The 19,636-nt window shown below is 45.0% G+C and carries 18 protein-coding genes; 10 read left to right on the plus strand and 8 right to left on the minus strand.

Going from position 1 to position 19,636, the window contains the following annotated elements; all coding sequences use genetic code 11:
• Nucleotides 1–14: 14 nt before the first annotated feature.
• Nucleotides 15–1,298: an aminopeptidase gene (locus E3D00_RS06800; RefSeq protein ID WP_141462412.1), complete on the minus strand. Its 1,284-nt coding sequence runs from the start codon at nt 1,296–1,298 to the stop codon at nt 15–17.
• Between the two features lie 97 nt (nt 1,299–1,395).
• On the opposite strand from E3D00_RS06800, the gene E3D00_RS06805 reads away from it, so the two are divergent.
• Entirely contained in the window at nt 1,396–2,190 is a 795-nt protein-coding gene (locus E3D00_RS06805; RefSeq protein ID WP_141461113.1) for a glycosyltransferase family protein, read from the plus strand.
• Between the two features lie 19 nt (nt 2,191–2,209).
• Here E3D00_RS06805 and E3D00_RS06810 read toward each other — a convergent pair whose 3' ends face one another.
• The 4 genes from E3D00_RS06810 to E3D00_RS06825 form a co-directional block, all read right to left on the minus strand.
• Nucleotides 2,210–2,494: a hypothetical protein gene (locus E3D00_RS06810; protein ID WP_141461115.1), complete on the minus strand. Its 285-nt coding sequence runs from the start codon at nt 2,492–2,494 to the stop codon at nt 2,210–2,212.
• A gap of 136 nt (nt 2,495–2,630) precedes the next feature.
• Nucleotides 2,631–3,698: a histidinol-phosphate transaminase gene (gene hisC / locus E3D00_RS06815; protein ID WP_141461118.1), complete on the minus strand. Its 1,068-nt coding sequence runs from the start codon at nt 3,696–3,698 to the stop codon at nt 2,631–2,633.
• Nucleotides 3,695–4,195: an ankyrin repeat domain-containing protein gene (locus E3D00_RS06820; protein ID WP_141461121.1), complete on the minus strand. Its 501-nt coding sequence runs from the start codon at nt 4,193–4,195 to the stop codon at nt 3,695–3,697. Before E3D00_RS06820 ends, hisC begins: the two co-directional genes overlap by 4 nt.
• 51 nt (nt 4,196–4,246) lie before the next feature.
• Nucleotides 4,247–5,269, minus strand: a complete 1,023-nt coding sequence (locus tag E3D00_RS06825) for an MBL fold metallo-hydrolase (protein WP_246091387.1) — start codon at nt 5,267–5,269, stop codon at nt 4,247–4,249.
• A gap of 122 nt (nt 5,270–5,391) precedes the next feature.
• On the opposite strand from E3D00_RS06825, the gene tkt reads away from it, so the two are divergent.
• The 8 genes from tkt to E3D00_RS06865 all read left to right on the plus strand — a co-directional run bounded on the left by tkt (nt 5,392) and on the right by E3D00_RS06865 (nt 14,697).
• Nucleotides 5,392–7,449, plus strand: coding sequence for a transketolase (gene tkt / locus E3D00_RS06830; protein ID WP_141461123.1), 2,058 nt, complete (start codon nt 5,392–5,394; stop codon nt 7,447–7,449).
• An 11-nt stretch (nt 7,450–7,460) separates the two neighbouring features.
• Nucleotides 7,461–10,328, plus strand: coding sequence for a bifunctional transaldolase/phosoglucose isomerase (locus E3D00_RS06835; RefSeq protein ID WP_141461124.1), 2,868 nt, complete (start codon nt 7,461–7,463; stop codon nt 10,326–10,328).
• 3 nt (nt 10,329–10,331) lie between these two features.
• Nucleotides 10,332–11,330 carry a phosphogluconate dehydrogenase (NAD(+)-dependent, decarboxylating) gene (gene gnd / locus E3D00_RS06840; protein WP_141461126.1) on the plus strand — a complete coding sequence of 333 codons (999 nt, stop codon included), beginning with the start codon at nt 10,332–10,334 and terminating at the stop codon, nt 11,328–11,330.
• A gap of 61 nt (nt 11,331–11,391) precedes the next feature.
• On the plus strand, nt 11,392–12,252 hold the full coding sequence (locus E3D00_RS06845; protein ID WP_141461128.1) for a Cof-type HAD-IIB family hydrolase: 861 nt from the start codon (nt 11,392–11,394) through the stop codon (nt 12,250–12,252).
• Nucleotides 12,252–12,986 carry a 6-phosphogluconolactonase gene (gene pgl, locus E3D00_RS06850; RefSeq protein ID WP_141461130.1) on the plus strand — a complete coding sequence of 245 codons (735 nt, stop codon included), beginning with the start codon at nt 12,252–12,254 and terminating at the stop codon, nt 12,984–12,986. The genes E3D00_RS06845 and pgl overlap by 1 nt, the downstream gene beginning before the upstream one ends.
• Nucleotide 12,987: 1 nt before the next feature.
• Nucleotides 12,988–13,680, plus strand: a complete 693-nt coding sequence (gene rpiA / locus E3D00_RS06855; RefSeq protein WP_141461132.1) for a ribose-5-phosphate isomerase RpiA — start codon at nt 12,988–12,990, stop codon at nt 13,678–13,680.
• Entirely contained in the window at nt 13,668–14,240 is a 573-nt protein-coding gene (locus tag E3D00_RS06860) for a gluconokinase (RefSeq protein WP_141461134.1), read from the plus strand. Before rpiA ends, E3D00_RS06860 begins: the two co-directional genes overlap by 13 nt.
• Nucleotide 14,241: 1 nt before the next feature.
• Complete coding sequence (locus tag E3D00_RS06865) at nt 14,242–14,697, plus strand: YaiI/YqxD family protein (protein WP_141461136.1); 456 nt, start codon at nt 14,242–14,244, stop codon at nt 14,695–14,697.
• Nucleotides 14,698–14,826: 129 nt separating this feature from the next.
• Here the strand turns inward: E3D00_RS06865 and gpmA are convergent, their stop codons facing one another.
• The 3 genes from gpmA to E3D00_RS06880 form a co-directional block, all read right to left on the minus strand.
• Nucleotides 14,827–15,579, minus strand: coding sequence for a 2,3-diphosphoglycerate-dependent phosphoglycerate mutase (gpmA, locus tag E3D00_RS06870; RefSeq protein WP_141461139.1), 753 nt, complete (start codon nt 15,577–15,579; stop codon nt 14,827–14,829).
• A 195-nt stretch (nt 15,580–15,774) separates the two neighbouring features.
• The gene (locus E3D00_RS06875; RefSeq protein ID WP_220093246.1) at nt 15,775–18,063 is read right to left on the minus strand and encodes a mechanosensitive ion channel domain-containing protein; all 2,289 of its coding nucleotides are present in this window, start codon (nt 18,061–18,063) and stop codon (nt 15,775–15,777) included.
• A gap of 69 nt (nt 18,064–18,132) precedes the next feature.
• Nucleotides 18,133–19,200, minus strand: a complete 1,068-nt coding sequence (locus E3D00_RS06880) for a quinone-dependent dihydroorotate dehydrogenase (protein WP_141461143.1) — start codon at nt 19,198–19,200, stop codon at nt 18,133–18,135.
• A gap of 85 nt (nt 19,201–19,285) precedes the next feature.
• Here E3D00_RS06880 and E3D00_RS06885 point away from each other — a divergent pair, with 85 nt between their 5' ends.
• Nucleotides 19,286–19,636 (plus strand): DUF3147 family protein, encoded by a 351-nt coding sequence (locus E3D00_RS06885; RefSeq protein ID WP_141461145.1) that lies wholly within the window; start codon nt 19,286–19,288, stop codon nt 19,634–19,636.

The following is a 19,636-nucleotide window of genomic DNA, read 5'->3' on the forward strand; positions in this document are numbered from 1 at the left end:
GAACGTAGGGATGGTTATTTTGTAATCCACTCGCCTGAACGCATGAGAGGAGTACGGTTCCCATCTTTAATGCCATCGAGGTCGATTTGGTCTGACCCGATCATCCAGTCAATGTGAATGAGAGAGTCATTTGCGCCACGTTTTAAGAGTTGTTCTGGGGATAGGCCATCTACATCATGCATACATGAGGTGTAAGCCTGCCCTAAAGCAATATGACTGGAGGCATTCTCATCAAAAAGGGTGTTGCGGTAGAGAATACCACTTTGAGAAATAGGAGAAGAGTGGGGAACGAGTGCTACTTCTCCAATTCGGCGTGCTCCGTCATCTGTATTCAATATGCGCTGAAGAACATTTTCCCCTTTGCTCGCATGCGCTTCGACAATACGGCCTTCCTCAAACGTGACAGAAATTTCATCAATTAAAGAACCTTGATGAAAAAGAGGCTTGGTGCTGCTGACATGCCCATCCACACGATTGCAATGAGGTGTGGTGAAAATTTCTTCTGTTGGGATATTAGGGTTACAGACAACTCCATTAAGTGCTTTCTCAGCTCCACCAGTCCATGCATGGCCATCTGCGAGGCCGACGGTTAGGTCTGTTCCCGGGCCTGAGAAATGCAGCGCATCGAAGCGCGTTTCATCCATGTATTTGGCTCGTGCATGAAGCCGGGCATTATGTTCTTTCCAAGCCTGAACGGGGTCTTCTTGATCTACGCGAGAGGCTTTAAAGATACCATTCCACAGAGCCGCGAGAGCATCTTTTTCGGAAAGGTCAGGAAAAACCTGCATGGCCCAAGCAGGTGTCGCGCAGGCAATGATGTTCCAATTGACCGCAAATTGTGTAATGAGTTCCATCGCTGGGCGATTAGCTTTTGAGTTTGCTTTGTTTGCGCGTGCAATGCGTTCTGGATTTTGTTCGGCAAGGAGAGTGGGGTTGGCACCAGTGATGGCCATACGCGCGGCTCCTTCACGGAACGCACGAGCAATACCATCGGCCATCCATGTGGGGGCGATATCAAAAGCATCATCAGAAGCGTACATGTAACGTGCAAGTGTAGCTTCATCATCAGCGTAAAAAGTCGTAACTAAAGAAGAGCCAGCTTTATAGGCATGCTCTGTAATGCGGCGTATCAAAGGAACGGCATCAAGGGGAGCGGTAATAAGAAGCTGTTGCCCTGGTTGAACGTTTAAACCAATACGAACAGCAACTTCAGCTAAGCGATCAAGAAGTTGTTCATGAGAAAAATGAGAAGACACAGGCACGTTTGACTCTCTATGGGTTGGGTTCATTTTTCTCATCGTGACGGTTGGAGAGCAGAAGTTCAAGGCTTGAAAATGCCTCTGATAAAGACAGAAGGGAATTTAATGTGTGTCGTTGTAATATTAAGAGTGACATATGAACCCGGGATTACATATTTTCTCGGATAATCCTTCACTTGATCAACGGCCTTTTGATGTTGCTGTTGTGATGCCAAGCTTGCTTCGGCCTTCGTTAAAGCGAGCGGTTGAATCTGTTTTTGCGCAGCATGGGAATCTACGTGTCCAAATTATGATCGGTGTGGATACTACACCGCCCGAGGATGCTTTATTGGTCTTAGAAGAAGCTTTTCGTGAACGCCCGAAAGATTGGGTTATTAATGTACTTTGGCCCGGCTATTCGACGTCCCAACGTCATGGAGGGTTGGGGCGTGCGAAAGATGGAGGTGTCCTGAGGAGTGTGCTTAGTCAGTTATCAAACGCACCTCGGATTGCTTATTTAGATGATGATAATTGGTGGGCACCCCATCATCTTCAGACATTGCTAGCCGCTATTGAAGGGTATGATTGGGCATGGGCTGGCCGTTGGTTTGTTCATCCCAAAACGCAGAGACCAATTTGTGAAGATCAATGGGAATCTGTCGGTCCAGGAGGCGGTATTTTCCGAGAAACGCAGGGCGGCTTCGTTGACCCAAATTGTTTAATGATTGATCGGACGCGTGTTCCAGAGGCGTTGGATTTGTGGAATCATCCAATGGCAGAAGATAAAACGCAACTCACAGCAGATCGGAATGTGTTTCGGTGGCTTAAAGAACGATCAGGTAGGCCAACGGGTGAATATTCATCATTTTATGTGGTGCGAGAAACAGATGGAATGCAGCCATTCCGTTTAAGATTTATGGGAGATTTATGGGAAAAGTCTGGGGAAGTTTAATTCCCCTAGACATTAGCAATTACATTGAACGAATGGTGCTGCGGCGTGGACGACGTTGTTGTCTTTGTTCGTCGAGAGGGCGTTGAGCACGTGAAGCTGCACGGGCTTCTCTCTCTTTGGCCGCTGTTTTTAATTCAATTTCCAATTCGCGAATGCGTTTTTGGATACTTTCTTTTAAAGCTGGGGATGTATGAGACTTCATGGATCCCAAAGTTTCTTTGAGGTCGCGAAGTTGTTTTTCTTTTTCCGCGTAGTTACGGCGGATCGGTTGATTGTCGGACAACTGTCCTTGAAAAGCACGCATTTTTAAAATCTTTCAGCACGAAACAACAAAGAAATGTCGTTCATGGCATGAACGACAAATGAAACATGATCTACGCTTCACGATCTCTGAAAGGTTCATGGTTTCTGGGAAGAACGAGTGTTCTCCCCAAGTATTTTCAGGACTTTCCTGAAAGAATACTTTGCAGAGTATCTATAAGACGTTTGCAAGCCTCATCAGTTCCAATTGTGATGCGCAACCAGTTTTGAATGCGTGGTGTTGAGAGGTGTCGCACAATGATGGAGCGCTCGCGTAAAGCCTTGGCAAGTTCTCCCGCCTGATGTTCAGGATGATGGACGAGAATAAAATTGGAACGGGAAGGTAAGACGTCAAAACCTAATTGGCGCAGTGCAGGAATAAGTGTTTCTCGTGTTTGAATGACGCGAGCGGTAATCTTGTCTAACCATTCTTTATCTTTAATGGCAGCAATGGCTCCAGCCTGCGCTGGGCGAGAGAGAGGATAAGAATTAAAGCTGTCTTTAACGCGATTTAGCCCTTCGATGAGTTCGGGTGAGCCTATTGCAAAACCAACGCGTAACCCGGCAAGTGCGTAAGATTTTGAGAGAGTTTGCACAATCAGAAGGTTGTCGTGCTTTTTGGTCAGCTCTATGGCTGAATCAGCTCCAAAATCCACATAGGCTTCATCAATCAGAACGGTTCGGTCTGCATGCTGGCGAGCAAGGTGAGCAATTTGGTCTAAAGATAAGGTCAGCCCGGTATTGGCGTTGGGGTTTGCAATAACGATTCCCCCGCAAGGGCCTTTATAATCTTCAATATCGATTTCAAACCGTTCATTGAGAGGGAATTGTTGGAAGGGCTGGCCGAAAAGCTCACAATAAACAGGATAAAAACCGTACGTGATGTCTGAAAATAAAAGAGGGGCATCATCATGAAAAAGTGCGCGAAAAGCATGCGCCAAGACTTCGTCTGAGCCGTTACCCACAAAAACATTCTCTGTTGAGACATTAAAGCGTTCTGCTATGGCGTGACGGAGTTCTGTTGCCGTAGGGTCTGGGTATAGGCGTAAGTCATCTGACGCAGCAGAACGAATGGCTTCCAGCACTTTTGGGCTGGGGCCATAAGGGGATTCATTGGTGTTGAGTTTGATAAGATCTGCAACTTTGGGCTGCTCCCCAGGAACATAGGGGTGCAGATCGTGAACACGTTTGTTCCAGAAGCGGCTCATGCTTTTACTCCATTAAAGAGAGACATCATATTTTGACGTTCTGCAAAGTCCCGTGCAGATACGCCGTCTATGTCTTTAAGATCTGGGTTGGCTCCTCTTTCCAAAAGGAAACGCGCCATATCTTCACGGCCAAACATAATGGCGAACATTAAAGGGGTGCGCCCTGAGAAATTGGCATGATCAATGTGAGCGCCATGTTCTAATAAAAGAGTCGCAATATCGATTTGGCCTTTAAAAGCTACCCCAGACAGAGCTGTCGCTCCCTTAAGGTCAAGCACATTAGGGTTCGCACCATTTTTAAGTAAAAGCTGAACCGCATCAATGTTGCCATTATATGAGGCAACAATTAACGCCGTATAACCCCGGCTGTCGGCCGCATCAATGGTCATGCCAGCATCAAGGAACTGCTGCAATAAATCATGATTCCCATCCCGAGCGGCATCAACGAACAAGGCTGTAATTTGTTCAGGAGTGAAGTTGGTATCTGGGTGGCTCATGGTTCATTTAGTTCCCGTATAAAAGGGGTAATGTGTTTATATAAGATTAGGTTAGCCTGTTACGGAGTGACGCGAAAGAGTAAGTGTTTCTCCAGACTCCAGAGCGATAAAGGGCTTGGGGTTTCCCCGCATTGCTAAGTTTAAACGAGCGACTGGTTCTAGAATTGGTTCATCTGTGAGCTGAAAGGTTCCAAAATGGATCGCAAGGCCATGTTCTGCGTTAAGAGTCTTGAAGGCCATGACCGCTTCTTCTGGGTTCATGTGTTGAGAGCGAAGAAGCGAACGAGGGGAATAAGCTCCAATCGGGAGGATCGCGAGGTCCTGTCGAGGCCATTTTTGATGGATCGCATCAAAGTGATAGCCCCATGCCGTATCCCCTGCAAAAAAGACACACTTCTTTTCCGTTTGGATCATGAATCCGCCCCATAATGCCTTGTTTGTGTCAAAGGGAGTGCGAGCACTGTTGTGAAGCGCTGGCGTGGCACTAATTGAAAAACCATTCTCAAGAGCAATATTTTCCCACCAATCAAGTTCGATAATTCGAGAAAGACCTGCTTTGGCGAGGTGCTTTCTGTTCCCGGGCAGAGAAATGCATAAAATATCTTTATTTTTGGCCAGAACTCGCAAAGAGGGAAGATCCATATGATCGTAATGGCAGTGAGAAACTAGAATAAGATCAATCGGGGGGAGTTTTTCTAAGGCGATGCCAGGTGGGATCACTCGTTTGGGGCCAAAATGGCGGAATGGTGAGCATCTTTCAGAGAAAATCGGGTCTGTTATGATCCGAAATGGCGGAGCATTTCTCTGACCGAATTGTAAAAGCACGGTAGAATGACCGATGAACGTTGCGGTGTATTCTCCTGCGAGTGGGGTGGGTAAATCATGCTGAGGAGGAATGGGCAGATCGCTGGGCCAACGAGGGCGATTTTTAAGTTGCCATTTTAAAATATTATAAGCTTTGCGGAATGGATTCTTTTTTGCAACAGTGTTGCTTAAAGTCCATTCTTGGGGGTTGGTGTAGTGGTTTCCATCAAAGTGGAGAGGCATTTTTTTAAGCACAAGATCGTGTTTCACAATAAGGTTTACTTGTCAGGCATTGCTTATATAGCGATATCGGGTCATGCCCTTATATGAGAAGGGCGAGAACATAATTCTAGTTCGTTCTCGTTCGTCACAAGCCGGAGACTTCAATACCGATGAGTAAGTTACCAGAGCTCGGTATCAATACCATCCGCACACTATCTATGGACGGTGTCGAGCGTGCGAATTCGGGACACCCCGGAACCGCGATGGCTATGGCGCCAGCTATGTATGCCCTTTGGCAGCATGACCTAAATTATGATCCGGCTGACCCGCTATGGCCAGCCCGTGACCGCTTTGTTCTATCAATCGGCCACGCATCAATGCTTTTATATTCGACGCTGTATTTGACAGGCGTTCGTGATATTGAAAATGGCAAAGTTATTGATCGTCCGGCTCTTACCGTTGAAGATCTAAAACATTTCCGCCAGTTGGATTCACGGACCCCAGGTCATCCTGAGTATCACTTTACCGCTGGAGTAGAGACAACAACTGGCCCGCTAGGGCAGGGTTGTGGAAACTCGGTCGGTATGGCGATGGCTCAGAAATGGCTCTCTGCCACGTATGATCGTCCAGGATTTAAGCTCTTTGATTATCACGTCACAACATTCTGTGGTGATGGTGATATGATGGAAGGTGTTGCTTCTGAAGCTGCGTCCACAGCTGGACATCTTGGCCTAGGGAATTTGACTTGGGTTTATGACTCAAACCATATTTCAATTGAAGGGTCGACCGATCTTGCGCTGACAGAAGATGTCGCGAAAAGATTTGAGGCCTATAATTGGCATGTTCAGACGCTTGATGATGGCAATGATGTTGCTGCTATCCTTAAAGCTCTTGAAGCCGCTAAAAAAGTTACAGACCGTCCAAGCATGATCGTTCTAAAGACGATTATTGGTTACGGTGCTCCTCATAAAGCCGGTACAGCTGAGGCTCATGGTGAACCTTTGGGGGCAGAAGAACTTAAAGGTGCCAAGGCAGCTTATGGCTGGCCTAAAGATGCTCCTGAGTTCTATGTTCCCGAGGGCGTGCTAGAGCATTTTGCTGATGGAATTGGCAAGCGCGGGGCAAAAGCTAATTCGGAATGGCGTGAGCTTTTTGCAAAATATAGCAAAGAATATCCGAAAGAAGCCAAAGAACTTGAAGCGATCTTTGCGCATCGTCTTCCTGAAGGGTGGGATAAGGATATTCCAACATTCCCAGCTGATGCTAAGGGGATTGCTTCTCGTGCAAGTTCAGGTCAGGTTCTGAACGCTGTTGCAAAAAATCTGCCATGGATGATTGGTGGATCTGCGGATCTAACACCATCAACAAAAACAGATATTAAAAATGGCGGTTCTTTCCAGCCTCCTCAATGGAATGGAACATATGCAGGTCGGAACATCCATTTTGGTGTTCGTGAACATGCTATGGGATCAATTTGTAACGGTATCGCACTTTCCGGTATCCGTGCTTATGGATCGGGCTTCTTCATTTTCTCAGATTATATGAAGGCACCAGTTCGTCTTTCAGCGATCATGGAACTGCCTGTTCTTTATATTTTCACGCATGATTCAATTGGTGTTGGTGAAGATGGCCCAACACATCAACCGATTGAACAGCTTGCTCAGCTTCGCGCAACGCCTGGACTAATGACCATTCGTCCATCTGATGCAAACGAAGTTGCTGAAGCATGGCGTACTATTATTCCATTAACGCATAAACCTGGTGTTCTGGTGTTAAGTCGTCAGAATTTGCCAACACTTGATCGTACAAAATACGCACCGGCTTCAGGCCTTGCAAAAGGTGCTTATGTTTTGGCGAGCTGTGAAGGTAAGCCAGACGTGATTTTGATGGCTTCTGGATCTGAAGTTTCTCTTGTTGTTGATGCTTATGAGAAGCTAACAGCAGAAGGTGTTAAGGCGCGGGTCGTTTCGATGCCAAGTTTTGATCTCTTTGAAGATCAAAGTCAGGAATATCGTGATTCTGTCCTTCCTCCAGATGTAATTGGCCGTGTTGCTGTTGAGCAGGCCGCTGCCTTTGGTTGGGATCGTTATGTTGGTTTGGGTGGCAAGATTATTGCCATGAATTCATTTGGTGCATCTGCTCCCGGTGCTGCTGTGATGAAGAAATTCGGCTTCACACCAGAAGCTGTTTATGAAGCAGCGAAACAGCAAGTCGCTCGTAGCAAGTAAGGAGAGAAACCATGGCTGGTACATCTAATACCAGCCCCTCAAGGGGGGCTGATTCTATCCGTAAGTTAGGAGAGTATAAACAATCTCCATGGCTGGATTTTATTCAGCGTAGCTATACGGAAAGTGGTAAGCTTAAAGGCCTTGTCGATTTAGACGACCTTCGCGGCGTAACATCTAATCCAGCGATTTTTGAAAAAGCGATTGGTTCTGGTACGGATTACGATCCTCAGATCAATGAATTGTTGGCAAAAGATGCTCTTCCTCCAGGAGAGCTATATGAAACGCTGGCAATTACAGATATCCGTGCAGCATGTGCGGTTATGCACCCAGTGTTTGAAAAGACAAAAAAGATTGACGGGTATGTCAGTCTTGAAGTTTCTCCATATCTTGCTTTTGATACAAAAGGTACGATTGAAGAAGCACGTCGTCTTTGGAAAGAAGTTGATCGTGATAACCTCATGATCAAAATTCCTGGTACGAAAGAAGGCACTGTAGCGGTTCGTGATGCTATTGAAGATGGTATCAATGTTAACGTTACACTTCTTTTCGCTTTAGATGCCTATAAAGCTGTTCTTGAAGCTTATATTTCTGGTTTGGAAGCTCGTGCAGCTAAAGGCGAAAGTGTCGCCGATATTGCAAGTGTGGCTTCATTCTTTGTGAGCCGTATTGATGGCAAGATCGATGCTGAAATTGATCGTCGTGTCGCAGCGGGTGATAAAGACGCGGAAGCTTTAAAGGCACTTCGTGGTAAAGTTGCGATTGCAAATGCAAAGCTTGCATATCAGCACTATCTTGAAGTGACTAAAAGCCCACGTTGGCAAGCACTAGCTCAAAAAGGTGCTCAGCCTCAACGTCTGCTTTGGGCAAGTACAGGCACAAAAGATAAAGCCTATTCTGACGTTCTGTATGTTGAAGAATTGATTGGTGAAAACACCGTCAATACTATTCCGCCAGCAACGTTTGATGCGTTTCGCGATCATGGTAAAATTCGTGCCAGCCTCATTGAAAATGTTGATGCGGCCCGTCAGGTTCTAGCGGATGCTAAACGTTTAGGTTTAGATTTGGACGGTGTTACATCAACATTGGTTGTTGAAGGTTGTGCCGCTTTCTCAAAATCCTTCGACACGCTTTTAGGGGCTGTAGCCGCTAAGCGGGAGGCAGTGCTGGGAAAACGGTTACTCCACGTCAGCGCTGATCTTCCCTCAGAGCTGCGCGATATCGTTGCAGAAGCTGAGGCGACGTGGAGTACGGAAGGTCTTGTTCGCCGCCTTTGGAAAAAGGATGCATCGGTTTGGACAAATGGGCCAGAAGCTAAGTGGCTTGGATGGTTGAATATCGTTCAGGAACGTTTAGCTCATGTTGATGAACTAGAAACATTAGCGCGAGATGTTAAAGCGCGTGGTTTCTCGGATGTTCTTCTTTTGGGTATGGGCGGATCAAGCCTTGGCCCTGAAGTTTTAGAGAAAACATTTGGTCAAAAAGCGGGTTGGCCAAAACTACATGTCCTAGATAGTACAGACCCTCAGCAAGTCAGTACTTTTGAAAAAGCAGTAGATGTTAAAAAGACGCTCTTTATTGTGGCCAGTAAGTCTGGTGGCACGTTAGAGCCTAACATCTTATTTGCTTATTTCTGGGATGTGGCCAAGAAAGCGTTGGGAAAAGATCCTGGTGATAACTTTATCGCCATTACAGATCCTAACTCCCACATGCAGGACGTCGCTAAAGAACATCATTTTTGGCGCACATTCTTTGGTGACCCGGCAATCGGTGGACGTTTCTCTGTTCTTTCTAACTTTGGACTGGTTCCTGCTGCGGTAAGCGGGATTGAGGTTCGTAAGTTCTTAGAATCAACACGTCTCATGATTGAAAGCTGTGACGCAAGCGTTCCGGCCGAAGTGAACCCAGGGATCTCTCTTGGTTTAATTCTAGGTCATGCTGCTAAAAATTTTGGCAGAGACAAAGTGACAATTCAGGCATCTGAAGGAATTGCTTCTTTTGGTGCTTGGTTGGAGCAGTTGGTTGCAGAAAGTACTGGTAAAATTGGTAGGGGCTTGGTTCCTATAGACGAAGAAGAACTTGGTTCTCCTGAAGTCTATGGCAAAGACCGTGTTTTTGTTGATCTGTTATTGGGTGATGAAAAGCCGAATAGCCGTTTGGCAGCTTTGCGTAATGCGGGTTCACCTGTTGTTACGGTGCGTTTGACGGATCCGGAGCAGATTGGCCAAGCTTTCTTCTTGTTTGAACTTGCCATTGCTGTAGTCGGCTCTGTTTTGGATATTGATCCTTTTGATCAACCAGACGTCGAGTTCAGTAAAGTTGAAACGCGGAAGCTCACCTCGGCTTACGAAGAAACAGGTTCTCTTCCAAAAGAAGCGCCTTTTGCAGTAGATGGGGATCTCTCTTTCTATGCAGACGACAAAAATGTCGCAGCTCTTGGAAAGGGCGATGCTGTTTCTATTTTGAAAAAGCATTTTGCACGCGTTGGGGCTGGGGATTACGTCGGGCTTTTGGCTTATATTGAACGTGATCTAGAAACCCGGCGCTGGGCTCAAGATGTTCGTATGAAGCTTAGGGATGCGTTAAAGGTTGCTACTGCTGCAGAGTTTGGGCCTCGGTTCTTACACTCAACAGGGCAGGCTTATAAAGGTGGCCCTAACAGTGGCGTATTCCTTCAGGTTACTGCCACAGATGCGAATGATTTGCCTGTCCCAGGGTATCGCTTCACGTTTGGTGTGGTGAAAGCTGCCCAAGCACGTGGTGATTTTGAGGTATTGTCTTCTCGGGAGCGTCGCGCTCTACGAGTTCATATTAATGGATCGTTGGAAGCTGGTCTAAAGACACTTGCTGACGCGATCAGTAAAGCAATTACAGGAGCGTAAGACATGCGTATTGGTATTATTGGCCTTGGAAGAATGGGCGGTAACATTGCTGTCCGCCTTACGCGCCATGGGCATGATGTTGTTGTGTATGATCGTACGCCAGCCGTAACCGCTGCAACAGTTGAACGTGCAGAAAAAGGCCGTGCAAAAGGAGCAGACAGCATTGAAGGTCTGGTAAAGGATCTTGAGGGTGATAAGCACCGTGTTGTTTGGGTTATGCTTCCTGCCGGTCCAATTACAGAAGCCTGTGTTCAGCAACTTTCTGGCCTTCTAGGCAAAGGCGATGTCATCATTGATGGTGGAAACACCTATTATAAAGATGATGTTCGCCGTGCGAAAGAGTTGGCTGAGAAGGGCATTTCCTATGTTGACGTAGGAACTTCTGGTGGCGTCTGGGGCTTAGAGCGCGGCTATTGCATGATGTATGGCGGTTCTCAGGAAGCAACAGATTATATCGATCCTATTCTAAAAGCTTTGGCTCCTGGAAAAGGTGATGTTCCTGTTACACCTGATCGTAACAAATCAGGTTTGGATTCACGTGCAGAGGAGGGATATCTTCACTGCGGTCCAGCAGGTTCTGGCCATTTTGTGAAGATGGTTCATAACGGGATTGAATACGGCATGATGCAAGCCTTCGCAGAAGGTTTTGATATCATGAAGAGCAAAAACTCTTCTGTTCTTCCTGAAAATGAGCGTTTCAAGCTCAATATGGCTGATATTGCTGAAGTTTGGCGTCGTGGCAGTGTGGTATCGTCTTGGTTGCTTGACTTAACGGCAGAAGCACTTGCCAAGTCTGGGGATTTAGCTGAGTTCTCTGGTGAGGTATCTGATTCAGGCGAAGGTCGTTGGACGATTGAAGCTGCTATTGAAGAAGATGTACCAGTTCCCGTCATAACAGCATCGCTCTTTACGCGTTTCCGTTCTCGTTCTGGAAACAACTTTGCTGAGAAAATTATCTCGGCACAGCGTTTCGGATTTGGCGGACACGTCGAAAAGAAGTAAGTCTGACAAAAAGGGCTTAAGAAAATATCTTTCTTAAGCCCTTAGTGAATAAGAGGGTTGTATGACCATTGATTTTGATGCGATTCAGGCTGAACTTCCTCCGCTCCCGGAGGAGATTAAGATGGTTGTATCTGATATGGATGGTACAATCCTCACCCCCAACAGAGAGTTGACCTCTGCAACGTTGCAGATGGCAAAAGTACTAAAAGAACGAAGTGTTCCGCTTTGTTTGGTGAGTGCGCGGCCGCCTGAAGCAATGATTGAATATATAAAAAAACTTGAGATTTCAGGGGATAATGCTGCATTAAATGGTGGTATTATTTTTTCTCAAGTAAATATGTCATCAAGCTTGAATCACGTTCTGTCTAAAGAAACGCTGTCTATAATTTATGACATGTTACATGCTCATGGCATAGAAATATGGATGTATCGTCAGTCCTCTTGGATAGTAGCTGATTTGGCAAGCCCTTTCGTTGAGCAAGAGCGGCGTAAGACTGGGTTAACACCGCATCAAGTAAAAGATTTACGTCAAGAAATTACCAATATTGGCAAAGTTGTTGGTGTGAGTAATGATTTTGATCTTTTGCAGCGAGTTGAAACGGAATTAAGTGTAGTTTTGAAGAAAGAGGCAAGTGTGCATCGTTCTTCCGATATTCTTTTGGGGATTACTCCAGCACTTGCTAATAAAGGTGAAGCTGTGCGTATGTTAGCGCATAGTTATGGTGTTGAGTTACAAAACGTAGCCTGTTTGGGCGATGCACATAATGATTTGCCAATGTTTTCCGTTTGTGGCCTTAAAATTGTTATGGGGCAGGCCGATGACGATGTGAAAGCGGCAGCTCAGGTTCAAACAGATACGAACGAACATGATGGTTGGGCTAAGGCCGTAGAGCACTATGTCCTACCGAGGATTGCAAATTAATGACAACCGATATCCGTAATGCACAGTTTGAAACTCTTTCTGATTCAGAGGCAGTCGCGCGGCGAATGGCAGACCTTCTGATTGAAGGAATTCGTTCTAAGAAAGATGGGAATTTTAGGGTGGCCCTTTCAGGAGGATCAACCCCAAAGCGTCTTTTTGAACTTTTGGCGGCCCCTGAAACAGCTAAGCAGATTCCTTGGGAACGTTTAGAAATTTTCTATGGTGATGAGCGTCATGTGCCTGATGGTCATCCTGATAGTAATTTTGCGGTTAGTGATGAGACGTTGCTTCGCAAAGTAAATATTCCAGCTGGAAATATTTATAAAATTCCTACGGATAAAACTGTGCAGGAAGATGCCAAGATTTATCAGGATACGTTGCAGAAGGTTTATGGCAGCCAATCTTTTAATAAGAATAAACCATTATTTGATATTGTGATGCTTGGCTTAGGAACAGACGGCCATACAGCGTCTCTTTTTCCTGGCCAATCTGTTTTAAAAGAAAAAGATGCATGGGTTGGAACATGCGCTCCGCAAACTGCACCTTATGAGCGCATTACACTGACATATCCGGCTCTTGAATCGAGTGAGCTGGTTGTCTTTCTTGTGACGGGTGCCTCTAAGGTCGAGATGTTGAAACGCCTCCGTGAGGGTGATCTGTCTTTGCCTTCAGCTAATGTAACAAGTAATGGACGTATTTTGATCCTTGCTGACCGTGCAGCGGCCGGAGTGTAGGATGGATATTGTCGTTGAAGTCCATAAAAAGACAGCAGCACGTTTAGCGGCTGATATGGTCCAAAATGGTATGGTTGTTGGGCTGGGAACGGGAAGTACCGCAACCTACATGATTGAGCGGTTAGGGGAACGTATTGCCGAGGGGTTGGAGGTTCTGGGGATCCCAACTTCTGAAGATAGTGCGCGTAAAGCACGACAGGCGGGCATACAGTTAACGACGTTTGCAGCTCATCGCCACCTTGATCTTGCTATTGATGGAGCAGATGAGGTTCAGCGCGGCCCATTGAACCTTGTTAAGGGACTTGGTGGCGCTCTCGTTCGTGAGAAGATTGTTGCGCAGGCTGCTCGAAAATTCGTTGTTATAGTAGATGGCAACAAGCCGGTTGATCATTTAGGGCAACGGACTGCTATTCCAGTAGAGGTGATACCATTTGGTTGGGAAAGCACAGCGGATCAGCTGTCTCAATGTGGTGCAAAAAGCTTGCACCCCCGAATGGATAGAGCTGGTCATTTATTTGTTAGTGATAACGGTAACATGATTTTGGATTGTAACTTTGGTCCAATAGAAAAGCCTGATTTTCTTGCATCTCAGATTGATTCGATCGTAGGCGTGGTTGAGCATGGCTTGTTTTTGAATATGGCATCTGAAGTGTTGGTCGCGACTGAGCAGGGAGTGGAACGATGGGAGCCGTAAAAACGATGGAAACCGTCCAAGTGAACCACGTAGAAAGTATTAGACCTCGTTATCTTGTTGTGATGGGGGTTTCAGGTACTGGAAAAACGACAATTGGAGTTAATCTTGCGGAAGCACTTCATTGGGCTTTTCAGGAGGGAGACTCTTTACATCCTCAAAGTAATGTTGAGAAAATGCACGCAGGAGTGCCATTAACAGACGCTGACCGTTGGCCTTGGCTTGAGTTGTGCCATGAGTGGCTGGAAAAAGAAGTCGCTATTGGCAGAGGCGCTGTTTTGACATGCTCTGCTTTGAAAAAAGTTTACAGGGATGTATTGAGTAGAAAGCTGCCGGTTGAGTTCGTTCATATTAAAGTTGCGGCAGAGATTCTTTTAGAACGGATGCAACAAAGAACGGGTCATTTTATGCCGCCTAGTTTGCTTCCAAGCCAGCTTGCGACACTTGAAGATCCAACAGATGAAGAGCATGTAATTCGCGTTTCAGGATTAGAACCTCCAGATATTATTCTGGAAAAAATTATTGAAGTTTTACAAAAGAACGATACTCCAAGATTTGATTAAGATGCGCCTGTTTATTGATGCTGATGCGTGTCCCGTTAAAGATGAAGTTTATCGTGTAGCAGGCCGTTATGGCCTGCATACGTATGTTGTTGCTAATCAATGGATTAATGTTCCGCCATCGCCTGCTATTGAGCGTATTGTGGTGGAAATCTCTCCAGACGCTGCTGATGACTGGATTGTCGAGCAGGTGTCCGATGGAGATATTATTATTACGAATGATATTCCTCTAGCCGTAAGAGGGTTACAAAAAAATGCAGCTATCTTGCGCCCCAATGGAACAGAAATAGATCATAATTCAGTGGGTCTGGTTTCAGCAATGCGAGATTTGATGCACGATTTGCGTGAGACTGGTGAGATGACATCTCGCAACGCTGCTTTTTCCAAAGCGGATCGTAGTCGTTTTTTGAGTGCTTTAGATACGTTAATTGTGAAGCAGCGCAGAAAAACTAAAGCTTAAAAAATAGATCCCACTTCTTCAATTTTTATCCACAGAGCCTTCCCCTAAGATATTCTATGAATCTGGGGATAACAGAGAAAGCAGAGTATTGGGTAAAAGGCCCTCCTGAGAGGGAAGGCCTTTTAGATATTATTTTTTCTTACCTTGGTTCGCTACTGCTGCGGCCTTTGCGGCAATTTCTTCAGCATCACCAAGATAATAGTGTTTGATAGGCTTGAAGTTTTCATCAAACTCATAAACCAAAGGAACACCTGTTGGAATATTGAGTTCTAGAATCTCGTCTTCAGATAAATTATCAAGATATTTGACAAGGGCACGTAATGAATTGCCGTGCGCTGCGATAATAATTTTCTCCCCTTTTTTGAGACGAGGGAGAATATTTTCATTCCAATATGGAATAACACGCTCAATAGTAAGCGCGAGGCTTTCTGTCGTTGGGAGTTGATCCTTCGTTAAATGGCTATAGCGAGGATCATGCCCAGGAAAGCGCTCGTCGTTACGCTCTAGTTCAGGAGGGGTCACGGTGAAGCCACGGCGCCATTGTTTGACTTGCTCATCACCGTATTTCTCAGCAGTTTCTGCTTTGTTGAGGCCTTGTAACGCACCATAATGACGTTCATTCAGACGCCATGATTTTTCAACGGGTAGCCAAGCTTGATCAAGTTGATCAAGGATGTTCCACAAAGTGTGGATCGCACGTTTTAAGACTGAAGTATACGCAAAGTCGAAAGTGAAACCTTCCTTTTTGAGGAGATCACCGGCAGCTTTTGCTTCTGTGCGGCCTTTGTCGGATAAATCGACATCGTACCATCCGGTGAAGCGATTTTCTTGGTTCCACTGGCTTTCACCGTGGCGAACAAGAACCAACTTTGTGATGGCCATGGTTCAACTCCTAAAATCATTAAAGTTTGTTTCGAACGGAAAGAACCTTGCGGCAGGATAGAGAGAACCGCAACCCTTCTTATGGTGTTTGAAATAGATTTAATACTTCATATTCTTGTTAGTGTAGGGAGAAGAAAATTAAGCATCTCATAGAGATAAGATAATTTTCTTCCTGCCTTTGAAGATGAAACTGTTCTACACAGTTGTTAAGCTAATATTTTCCGTATGAAACCGCCGGAATAGGTCAAATAATATCAGGCTCTGTACGTTTGAAGCATTGCGTGCAGATGCGATATTGAACGTTAACCCCATAGTGATGGAGGTGCTGCTCAAGGCGCTAACAGTGGTGTAGGGGGTAGGCTTTGATAGTATTTCTGGGCGTTGAGCGGCGACTTCCATAAACAAAGCCGTTGCTTTTTCAATATCTGCTTCAATAGGAATTTGGAAATTCAAAGTAATGGAGCTCATCGAGCCTGCTTGTGTATCATTCTTGATGCTGCTTGTAATAAATTGCGAGTTAGGAACAATTAAGGTTGAGCCATCGCTTAAATTGATGTCCGTTGCCCGGATACTAATCCGTTTAATATCTCCCTTTGCTCCGCCAATTTCTACGATGTCTCCTACTCGAACGGGACGTTCAGCGATTAGAATAATTCCCGAAACAAAATTTTGAACAATGGATTGCAAGCCAAAACCGATCCCCACGGACAAGGCACTTACGACCCATGTGAGATTTTGAACGGATAGTCCAGCGATTGTGAGTATACTGAGAAAGACGAGTGTCCATGCGCAGTATGTAAAAATACTTAAAATTGAGGTTTGGGCACCAATATCCAGCCGTGTTGTAGGGAAAAATTGAGTGCGGATCCATTCACGGCAATGGCGGATGAGATAGCTGGCGATGAAACCAAATAATAAACAGATGAGAATAGTATCAAGTGAGAAAGGGATACCGTAGATAGAGTTTCCGACAAATAATGCGTGTAGGCGTGACCCTATATCGATGAAGTTGACATTCCCATTTTCCTGAATGATCGAAATGAAAAGGAAAAATAAGAAAATATTTCCACTGCCAGAAAGCAGAACACTCAGTTGTGTAAGACGACGAGTGGAGATTCCTAATGGCCGTAAATGAGAAGCTACAGACCCTTCAGGGTAAAAAATACGTTCTAGAAAAACGCGCCAGCCTGTACCAACGGTTATAATAATTAAAAGGCCAGAGAGGGCAATTAAGATCCAGCTGGTGCAGATGAAAGCAAAAGGAATATAACCGATTAAAATGGCAAGAACGGAAATGCAGGTGATAAAAGTCGATATTCCAAGAGCGGGAGGGGCAAAGAAAAAAAGGTCGTTTTGTTTCTCGAAACTTCTAAAGGTCATTACAGCAGAGAGCGAAACACTGAGTGTGAAAATAATTTCAAGTAATTCGAGTAAGGTATGGCCAAAAACACCTTGTGTTTGAAAGCCGCGCAAAAGGTTGAGCAGCAGAAGATTAATTGCAAGTATCCAATTCGCTTTATGTAAAGTGGCTCGTTCTTTTTGAGGGAAGTCGTTTAATAAACCTTTTGAACCAAAGAAAAGCTGCCCTGCGCCAATTAAAAATCCACAAATAGGGAAGCTGCTCATGAGTAGGGATGTAACGAGGTCATTCGTTCCATTAAAAGGAAGAGATTTCCATATAGCCCATATTGCAGAGACGATAGCACAACAGATGAAACCATTAAGGTTGATCAGAATAATATTGTGAAGGATCCGTTCTTTAATATTGTTTTCTGTTGAAGAGGTTAGATCATGATAGGGGACAATTTTTTTTGAGAGGTTTAAAGCAAGAGAAGAAAATATTGCTAGGAGAAGAAGTGTTCCGATAACTCCACTAATGAGAATGGGCCAATGAGATAAAGCGCCGTCATTTTGAATGAATGTTTTATTTTGAGGGGTCTCGGAAATTAAGTTTTGCCAAAAGAGGAGTGAAAGAGGAGAAGTGCTTTTTTTTGAAAGAGTAGCATTCTGTAGGTGAGAGAGCTTGGAGGTAATAAGACTATTTAACTGTTGAGATTGAAGTAAGTATAATCGACTTCTCATTAAAGCAGATTTAATGGACTGAGATACTTTTTGAAGTTCGTTTCGTTGGGTTGTAATAGCAGGGTCTTCATTTGCTTCTGCTTTTGTTCCATAAATTTTTAGGTAATCATCAAAAATATCATTATATGACTGGACTTCAGCGATGGTTCCTTTCATGGATTTTTGGATATTTTGGCAACGTTCGAGTAAGATATTTAATTCATTGCTGCTAATATTGCTTGGTGAATGATTAAGTGTATTAAAAATTTCTTTGATTAAGAAAGAGTTTTGATCCAGTTTTACTTTGATGCGATCGGCAAAATTTTTCCAACTGAGGCTATGAGAGGCATCAGACAGGTTTAACGTTTTTGAAGCTGTTGTTTCGATCGGGTCATTTGTAGCTGCGTGAGAAGTGTTGCTCACTCCCCAAGACAAGCAACACAAAATGAAGAAAAAACGAATGAATTGAGATGGGAAAAAGCGCATAGGTTTCTACTTATTTGCTGTTTTTATATCGGTGATGCTGGATAAACCGGCGTTTTCCATTTCTTGTAAGAGTTCTCTTTTTAAGCGCGCTAAAATACTTGGTCCTTGCAGTACAAAAGATGTGTAGATTTGAACCATATCCGCTCCCATTTGCAGTCGATCAAAGATATCTTGGCCACTCTCAATCCCCCCGCATGAAATGAGGGCAATTCGCCCTTGATTGATCTGAGCAACCAGTTTCAGCACTTCGCGTGATCTTTGTGTGAGGGGACGGCCAGAAAGCCCTCCTGTTTCAGCCGCGTGCTTGCTGGTAAGATAAGACGGACGTGCGATTGTGGTATTGGTGAGGATAAGCCCTTGAGCATCGCCTTTAATGGCTGCTTCTACGATAGGTTCGTAGGATTGGTTATCCATATCGGGAGCAAGTTTTACAAGCAATGGAGGGCGTTGAGGATTACGCGTATTAATGGCTGCCAGAAGCTCTTCGAGCATTTTGGCAGATTGTAAGTCTCTTAGCCCTGGTGTGTTGGGAGATGATAGGTTCATGGTGATGTAATCAACATATGGGCTGACGCGTGACACAAGTTCAGGGTAGTCCCGTAAAGGATCGGCGCCAGTTTTGTTGATCCCAATATTTCCGCCTATTGGGATTGTTGCACCACGGGTTCGCCCATTCGGCATAGGGCGGTGTAAACGTGCAAGATTGCGGCAAAAACGATTAATACCATATCCATTGAACCCCATTCGGTTAATAATGGCACCATCCTCGGAAAGACGAAATAAACGAGGATGAGGGTTTCCGGGTTGAGGGCGTGGAGTAACCGTTCCGGCTTCAATATGGCCAAATCCGAGTTTGGCGAGAGGGCGGACGGCTCTGGCGTTTTTATCAAAACCAGCGGCAAGGCCAATGGGGTTAGGAAAAGTTAGTCCTAATGCTTTCGTTTGAAGGCGAGGGTCATCAGGTTGAGAAAAGCTACCAAGGCCAAGTGCCATAGAGTGTATGGCGACTTCATGAGCAGCTTCAGGGGAGAGGCGGTGTAAAAGGAAGGTAGCTATTTTCCCAAAATTCAGCATGAAATGCTCCTAAGGTAACCTGTAAAAACGACGCGAAGATTATATAAAGTGATCATAGTATAAGATGGATGGGATCATTTGTTGAATGGTTAATTTTGTAATTAAATCAATAATCTCAGGTATATTGATTGCTTTGGCATCCACACTGGCAAAACGCTTTCCGGGTTTTGGTGCCTTAGTGGCATCTTTGCCGTTGGTGTCAGTAATTGGAATGATCTGGCTGTGGTATGATAAGCCCGACCCGGAAAATATGGCAGAGCACGCGGGAGCAACATTTTGGTATGTGTTACCTTCACTCCCTATGTTTCTCCTTATGCCATATTTATTACGACAAGGATGGGGTTTTTGGAGTTCATTAATGACAGGATGTGCTTTGACTGTCGTTTTATATGCTTTGGTGACGCTTTTTGCGTCTCGCTTAGGAGTGCATTTATAA

Source organism: Swingsia samuiensis (genome assembly GCF_006542355.1).
In the GTDB taxonomy this organism is placed as follows: Bacteria; Pseudomonadota; Alphaproteobacteria; order Acetobacterales; family Acetobacteraceae; genus Gluconobacter; species Gluconobacter samuiensis.